Origin of the sequence: Streptomyces sp. 130 (assembly GCF_007096885.1) — a bacterium.
Classification (GTDB): domain Bacteria; phylum Actinomycetota; class Actinomycetes; order Streptomycetales; family Streptomycetaceae; genus Streptomyces.
On the sequence record NZ_VJNO01000003.1, the window covers coordinates 221670 to 229483 of the forward strand.

General features: G+C 72.9%; 6 protein-coding genes. 3 read left to right on the top strand and 3 right to left on the bottom strand.

Features of this window, described 5'->3' with window-relative positions:
- Window positions 1–36 precede the first annotated feature (36 nt).
- Both FKN01_RS04925 and FKN01_RS04930 read left to right on the top strand, forming a co-directional pair.
- Entirely contained in the window at window positions 37–837 is an 801-nt protein-coding gene (locus tag FKN01_RS04925) for a GNAT family N-acetyltransferase (RefSeq protein ID WP_143616742.1), read from the top strand.
- A gap of 155 nt (window positions 838–992) precedes the next feature.
- On the top strand, window positions 993–2180 hold the full coding sequence (locus FKN01_RS04930; RefSeq protein WP_143616744.1) for a hypothetical protein: 1188 nt from the start codon (window positions 993–995) through the stop codon (window positions 2178–2180).
- A gap of 175 nt (window positions 2181–2355) precedes the next feature.
- Here FKN01_RS04930 and FKN01_RS04940 read toward each other — a convergent pair whose 3' ends face one another.
- Both FKN01_RS04940 and FKN01_RS04945 read right to left on the bottom strand, forming a co-directional pair.
- On the bottom strand, window positions 2356–3084 hold the full coding sequence (locus tag FKN01_RS04940) for a triacylglycerol lipase (protein ID WP_143616746.1): 729 nt from the start codon (window positions 3082–3084) through the stop codon (window positions 2356–2358).
- Window positions 3085–3236: 152 nt separating this feature from the next.
- The gene (locus tag FKN01_RS04945; protein ID WP_143616748.1) at window positions 3237–3830 is read right to left on the bottom strand and encodes a VOC family protein; all 594 of its coding nucleotides are present in this window, start codon (window positions 3828–3830) and stop codon (window positions 3237–3239) included.
- A 278-nt stretch (window positions 3831–4108) separates the two neighbouring features.
- Between FKN01_RS04945 and FKN01_RS04950 the strand changes: the two genes are divergently transcribed.
- Window positions 4109–7306: a TIM-barrel domain-containing protein gene (locus tag FKN01_RS04950; protein WP_143616750.1), complete on the top strand. Its 3198-nt coding sequence runs from the start codon at window positions 4109–4111 to the stop codon at window positions 7304–7306.
- Between the two features lie 51 nt (window positions 7307–7357).
- Here the strand turns inward: FKN01_RS04950 and FKN01_RS04955 are convergent, their stop codons facing one another.
- Window positions 7358–7807: a spore-associated protein gene (locus FKN01_RS04955; RefSeq protein WP_143616752.1), complete on the bottom strand. Its 450-nt coding sequence runs from the start codon at window positions 7805–7807 to the stop codon at window positions 7358–7360.
- Window positions 7808–7814: the final 7 nt, after the last annotated feature.

Consider the following 7814-nt stretch of genomic DNA (forward strand, 5'->3'; position numbering starts at 1 on the left):
GGTCAAGCCCGTTGTTCGAAACCCTCAGGAGGCGTGGTGGCGGATCTCGCGGAATCGGTCGAGTCGGTGGAACAACTCGCCGTGGGCTGGCGGACCATGGTGCTCGACCGGGACCCCGGCGCGGACGTACGGGACCTGCCCGGGATCGCCGTGCGCTGGGCCGACTGCGGCTTCGCGTTCTGGAACTGCGTCACCCTGACCGACGCCGGCGCGGACGCGGCGCTCGCCGCCCGGCGCATGCGTGAGGCGGCCGGCATCATGCGGGCGAAGACGCGTCCCGGCTTCCTCTGGGTCTTCGAGGGGCTGCTCGACGCGGAGGCGGTCTCCTCTCTGGACGCGGCGGCCGAGCGCGCCGGTCTCGCGTACGCCTTCCCCGGGACGGGCATGGCGGGCGACCTGTTCCCGCTGCCCGAACCGGTCCACCCGGAGCTGGAGTTCGTCCGGGTCCGCGAGGACGACCAGCTGCTGGCGTACGCGGATCTGAACTCGCGCGCCTACGGCTTCCCCCTGGAAGCGGGCCGCGACGGGCTGGCGGGGTCCTCGCTGTGGAAGAGCGGGGTGCACGCGTATCTGGGGCTGCGGCAGGGTGTGCCGGTGACGTGTGCCGCGACGGTGGAGACGGCGGGCCGGCTCTTCGTCGTGCTGGTGGCCACCGATCCGGCGTGGGAGCGCCGGGGGTACGGCGAGGCGGTGACGCGCAAGGCGCTGTACGAGGGCGCCCGCGCGACCGGGCTGACCCGCGCCACCCTGCACGCGACGGCGGCGGGTGCTCCGGTGTACCCCCGGATCGGCTTCACCCCGAATTCGGCCATCCGCTTCTACGGGCTGCGGGAATGAGGTGCCCCGGGGCGCTGTCACAGAACCATGACACACGGGGTCACAACCCGGGGCCCGGGTGGCCTGTCCAACTGGGTGGGACGACGGGCTGATCCACCCGTCGCCGACGGGACGCGGCAACCGGCCGCGCGCCCACACGCCTTGGGGGGACAACCTTGAACACCACCGCCCGTACCCTGCGTTCGGCCTTCATCGCCTCGGCCGCGGGGCTCGTGCTGACCGTCACCGGCGCCGCCCTGGCGCCGGCCGCCCTGGCCGACACCGGCATGCCCGAGCTGACCGTGGCCACCGACGCGCCCGCGATGATCGGGGGCGGCGGCCTGCCCGTCGCCTTCACCACCACGGCCTCCAACACCGGTTCGAAGGACACGTCGTCGGCGCGCCTCATCTACCGCATCGACGGCGGCCCCGGTCTGCCCCAGAACCCCCTGAGCCTGGAGTACCGGCTCGACGGGACGACCTGGAAGGCCGTACCGCTGGAGGTCGTCGAGGGCTCCGTGTACGGCGGCGAGCTGCCCGAGCAGTTCCCGCTGGCCGCCGGGAAGTCGCGGACCGTGGAGCTGCGGCTCGGGCTTCCCATGGGCACCCCGCACAACGGCTCCACCAACGGGGGCACCGACCACCTCAAGCTGACGACGATGATCTCCTACGGTGCCGCGGGCGCCGCCAACGACACCGATGTGGACGACGTGGCGGTCAAGGGGCTGAGCACCCACCTGTCCGGCGTGCCCGCGACCGCCACGGCCGGCGGCCCCGCGGTCACCTTCGAGGCCACCGTCGACAACCCGACGCCGTCCGCGTACGAGAACGTCACGGATGTGCTGTTCACCAACCGGTACACCACCGTCCAGGTGCGGCGCTCGGGCATTTGGACGACGCTGAAGCCGATCACGTCGAACGCCGAGCCGGACGTGTACGGGTACTACGTGATCGGCAAGGACGCCTCCCTCGCGGCGCACGGCAGCGCCTCGGTCGAGATCCGCGTGACCTACCGCAAGGACGCTCCGCTGGGGAAGACCGAGGTCTCCCCGTGCGCGATCGTCAACGAGGGTTCGACCCCGTTCAGGGGCATCACCAGCTGCGGCGACGGAGCCACGATCACCGTGGAGAAGGCCGCGGCCGCCTCCGGGGCCCCGTCCCCCTCCGCCTCCGCCACGGCGTCGCCCTCCCCCGCCGCGACGGGCACCGGTACCGGCGCGGCGTCGTCCGGCATGACCGCGCAGCTCGCGGAGACCGGCGGCAGCGGCCTGTCGGCGACGGCGGTGGGCGCGGCGGGACTCGTCGCCGCCGGGGCGGGCGCCGTGGGCTTCACCGCGGTGCGCCGCCGGCGCGGCCGGGCCTGAGCCGCCGGGGGGGGGGGGGGGGGGGCGGGGGCGGGGGGGGGGGGGGGGGGGGGCGCGGCGGGGGGCGGGGGGGGGGGGGGGGGGGGGGGGGGGGGGGGGGGGGGGCGGGGGGGGGGGGGGGGGGCGGGCCGGGGGGGGGGGGGGGGGGCCCGGCACCCGTCCGGGTCACGCGGGGTCAGGAGGCGATGAACCGCGCTATCTGCCCGAGGACGACCGTGTCGGCCAGGTACCCGATGTGGGTCTGGCAGAGCACGTTGTTGTTCGTCGCGCCGCTCAGGCGGGTGCTGGTGTACGGGAGGATGATGCCGTCGCACGCCGAGTACCAGGTGGCGTACTCGGTGTCGCCGGGGGTCTCGTCACCGGAGCTGATCTGCGAGATGAACGACGAGCCCGGGTACATCTGCCGGCAGGTGGTGTAGATCAGGCAGGCCCCGGCGAACGTGGTGCCGTGGTTGGCGCCGGCGATGGACGCGAGGTGGCTGACGCTGGTGTGTCCGCCGAGCACCTTCAGGTAGTACTGGCTGACGAGACCGCCCATGGAGTGGTTGACGATCGCGACCTTGCTCGCCCCGGTCCGGGACTTCACGTTGTTGACGAAGGCGGCGAGGCCCTGGGCGTTGGTGATGTTGTCGCCGTAGGAGTCGTACTCGTACGCGAACAGGTTGGAGCTCGACCAGCCGTTGAGGCGGAAGACGCTCATGGCGGTGACCCAGTTGGAGGCGCTGCCGGTGTAGCCGTGCACGAAGACGACCGGGGTGCTGGTCGACAGCGGCTGCACCGCGGCCGTGCGGGCCGGGGCGGGCGTCTCGGCGGCACCGGCCGTGGACGCCGAGGAGAACAGGGAGAACGCGACCGTGACGGCCGCGAGGACGCCGAGGAGCCGGCGCGGTGAACGACGAGGCATGAGGCACTCCTGTGGGAAACGCGGGGATGTGGTTGCCTGCCCGCACAAGGTGCCGGGCACAAGGGGCCCGCGCCATCGGCTAATTCACCGGTGTCGGCCGCCGGCCGGTCCCGGTGCGGGACGCTCGCCGGCGGCGGGGTGCCTCGCCTGTGTCAGCCGCCGACGTGGAAGGTGTTCCCGCCGGGATCGCGGTGGGTGCCCGGTTCGACGCCGGGCCGGCTGACGAGGAGGCGCATCCGGTCCCGCCCGGCCCCCGGCGCGGCGGGTGGACCCATCACGAGCGAGACCGGGGCGGCGGGGGCCCGGCGCAGGCGCACGCACCGGTCGCGGTCCTCCTCCACGGGCCAGCCGGACCAGGTCGCCCAGAAGTCCCGCTGCACCGCGCGTTCCTCCTCGGTGACGTCGAGGCAGACCGCGACGATCCCGGAGCCGGCGCGCACGCCCGGGTGCCCGGGGCGCAGGAGACAGAACTCGTTGCCTTCCGGATCGGCCAGCACGTCCCACGGCACGTCGCCCTGGCCGATGTCGGCCCGGGTCGCTCCGAGTGCGAGCAGGCGCGCGGCCTCCGCCTCCCAGCGCGGTCCGCCGGCCAGGTCGAGGTGCAGGCGGTTCTTGTGCGCCGGCTTCGGCCGGTCGGCCTGCTCGCAGCGCAGTCGGAGCCCGCCGGTGCGCCCCCGGGTCGCGTCGGCCCAGAAGCGGGCCATGCCCCTCACGTCGCAGGCGTCGATCACGACACCGGTCAGCATTCCGTCCCCCAGTCCTGCGCGGCCTCGTCCGCCCAGTGTGCCGCCACCCCTGTCGTGGCGTGAACTCGGGTCCGCTGTCGGCCATATGGACACCGCGCCATGGGCGTGCTCTCATTCCCCTTGCACTTTTCCAACGATGCACAACGAGCGGTGCGGCGCGCACGTGCCTGCCGGTCGGTGTGAGAACGGAGCCGCATGTGAAACCTCCACCCGCGAGGCGGCGCAGAGGGCTGCGACGGTGGGCCGGCGCAGCCGCCGTCCTCGGGACCACCGCGGCCATGACGGTGACGGGCACGGCGGGTCCGGCGTCGGCCGGCGGTCCGCACGGCCACCGCATCCCGACGGTCACCTCGGGCGACGCCCGGTTCCAGGTCCTGTCGCCGACGCTGATCCGGACCGAGTACGCGGGAGACGGCGCGTTCACCGACGAGGCGACGTTCAACGCCATCGGCCGCGGCTCCTTCGCCCCGGCCGCGTACACCACGACGACGGCGGACGGCTGGCTCACCCTCAGGACGAGCGCCGTGACGCTGCGGTACAAGGTCGGTTCCGGGCCCTTCGACGCGGGCAACCTGTCGGTCCGGCTCAACGCCGGCGACTCCCCCGTGACCGCCACCCCCTGGCACCGCGTCACCTGCGCACCCGGCGCGCTCTGCGAGGCGGAGAACCTCCGGGCCGAGGGGGTCTCTCCGGCATCCGACCACGACGGCTACACCGGGTCCGGATTCGCCGCGGGCTTCGAGAGCACCGGCGCCTCCCTGTCCTCTGACATCGATGTCAAGGCGGCGGGCTCCTACCGGTTCGCCGTGCGGTACGCCAATGCGCGCGGCGGCGACGGCAAGAGCGAGCCGCGCACCCTCACCCTGTCGGTGGACGGCGGCGACGGGCAGCGGGTGACGCTGCCGCCGACGGCGGACTGGGACACCTGGGACACCGCGTTCGCCGATGTCCGGCTGGACGCCGGGCACCACACGCTCGGCCTGGCCCGGGGCGCCGAGGACTCCGGCAGTGTGAACGTGGACAGCGTCGCGCTGCTGGGCGAGGGCGAGGCCTTCCCGCCCGCGTCCCGCACGGCGGTCGCCGACTGCCGGTTCGGGGTGAGCTGCGAGGCGGAGGCCGGACGTGTCGTCGGCGCGACGGCCGCCGCCACCGATCACCAGGGCTTCGCCGGGACGGGCTTCGTCGCGGAGCTCAACCGGGGTTCCTCGCTGACCACGCGTGTGGTGGAGGTCCCCTCGGCCGGCACGTACACCCTGCGCGTCCGCTACGCCAACGGTCCGGGCGGCGACGGCCGGCACGAGACGCGCACCGCCACCGTGTCCGCGGGCGGCGCCACCGGCACCCTGTCGTTCCCCGCGACGGACGACTGGGACACGTGGTCGACGGCCACCCTGCCCGTCCGCCTCGACGCGGGCGCCAACGACGTCACGCTCGCCTGCCCGGACCCGGCAAGCTGCCATGTCAACGCGGACACCGTGTCCGTCGCCGCGACCGGCGAGCCGGCTCCGCAGCCGCACCTGGCACTCGGCGGATACCGGCGCGGTCTCGACGGCGTCACCGGTGAGGGCGCACCGCCCGTCACCACGCCCGGCCTCCTCAACCAGGACGGCTGGTACCTCCTGGACGACACCCCGTCCGCGCTCTACGACTCCGCGTCCCGGAAGGTGACCCAGCGCTCCGCGCACGGCGGCGCCCCGTACCAGGACGGCTACCTCTTCGGCTACGGGCACGACTACAAGCGGGGCCTCGGCGACCTGGCGACCCTCACCGGTCCGCCCGCGCTGCTGCCCTCCTGGGCGTACGGCGTCTGGTACTCGGAGTACATCGACCGCACGGACGCGGACTACCGGAACACGATCCTGCCGAAGTTCCGGTCGGAGGGCGTGCCGTTGGACGTGCTGGTGACGGACACCGACTACAAGGCGGTGCACCCGTGGAGCGGCTGGGAGATCGATCCGGCCAAGTTCCCCGATCCGAAGGGGTTCTTCGACTGGTCCGAGTCCCAGGGCCTGCACAACACCCTCAACGTGCACCCCAGCATCCTCTCCACCGACCCCCAGTTCGCCCAGGCGCAGAGGACCGCCAAGGGCAAGCTGAAGAAGGGGAGTTGCGGCGGTGGCGCGGGGCCGGACTGCTACGTCTTCGACTTCGGCGACCCCGATCAGTTGCAGGCGTACATGGATCTGCACCGGACCATGGACGAGCAGGGCAACGACTTCTGGTGGCTGGACTGGTGCTGCGACTCCTCGCAGTCGTCGATGCCGGGGGTGACCCCGGACGCGTGGATCAACCAGCAGTACGCGGACGCCACCGCCGGGCACCAGGAGCGCGGGTTCGTCCTGTCACGCGCCTTCGGTTCGCTCCAGGCGGCCGGGTACAGCGGCCAGCAGGCGGTGCCCACCGGCCCCTGGGCGGACAAGCGCACCACGGTCCACTTCTCCGGCGACACGTCGTCCACCTGGGGCACGCTGAAGTTCGAGGTGGGATACACCCCCGCCGAGTCGGCGGCGACCGGGATGGCCGCCATCACGCACGACATCGGCGGGCACAACGACACGACGGGCCTGAAGGGCTCGGAGACGTACACGGACGGCGGCGGCACGCACACCACGACGAAGCTGCCCGACGACCTCTACGCGCGCTGGGTCCAGTTCGGCACCTTCCAGCCCGTCGACCGGCTGCACAGCAACCACAGCGACCGGCTGCCCTGGCAGTACGGCCCCGAGGCGGCGGCCTCCGCGAAGAAGTTCCTCAACCTCCGCGAGAAGCTGCTGCCTTACACGTACACGCTCGCGGCGGAGGCCAACCGGACCGGTGTGCCGATCGTCCGGCCGATGTACCTGGAGTATCCGGAGGAGCGGCAGGCGTACGAGACGGCCGGCAGCGAGTACTTCTACGGTCCCGACCTGCTGGTCGCCCCGGTCACCACGCCCGGCGCGTCCGCGAGGACACCGGTGTGGTTCCCGCCGGGGCAGTGGACGGACTACTTCACCGGCAAGACGTACGAGGGCGGCACCACCCGGGAGGTCACGACGACGCTGGACACCATGCCGGTGTTCGTCAGGGCGGGCGGGATCGTCCCGAGCCGCACGCAGGACGTCGCCCACGACGGCGCGGCCGGCGCGGACGACCTCACGCTGACGATCACCCCGGGCGGTTCCGGTTCGTTCCGTCTCTACGAGGACGACGGGGGCGCCCCCGGCAGTGTGCGGAGCGCCACGACGGAGGTCTCCTACGAGGAGTCAGGCGGGCGCCACACGGTGTCGGTCGCTGGGGCGAAGGGGTCCTTCCCGGGCCTGCCGAAGAGCCGCGTGTGGACCCTGTCGGTCAGGGCCGACCACGCGCCGGAGGGGGTCACCGCGACCGGGACACACCTGTCCGCGCGGGCGTACGAGTGGGACGCCGCGTCGAAGACGCTGACCATCACCCTGCCAAAGCGCAACGTCCACGCTCCGGTGACCGTCACGTACTGGTGAGAGGGGCCCGCCCCCGGGGGGAGCCGGGGGCGGGCCGGTGGGCGGCGCGGATCAGCGGACTTCGAGGGCCCGCTGCTCCTTGAACGCGGCGCAGTTGGAGTTCTCCACGGACACGTACACATTGGCGATGTGGCCGCCCCAGCTGACGCAGTGGCCCTTGCCGTAGGCGTAGACCGGGCCGGCGTACGACGTGTAGCTGCCGTAGTCGTTCGCCGAGGCGTCGGTGTCGGGGACGTAGATGTACGCCGACATGTCCTTGGCGGCGCCGGGGGTGGACCGGATGGTCACCACGCAGTTCTTGCCGTTCGTCGCGTTGTACGTCAGGTAGACCGTGCCGAGGGAGCCCACGGCGGCCGAGTTGACGGTCTTGTACGAGCTCCCGCAGACCTTCTGCGGGGTGGTGTTGGGCGCGGCGGACGCGGTCGGGCCGAAGGCGGCCGTCGCGCCCAGCACGAGGCTGGTCAGGGCCCCGGCGGTGGCGAGAGTACGGATGTTTCGCATATTTCCC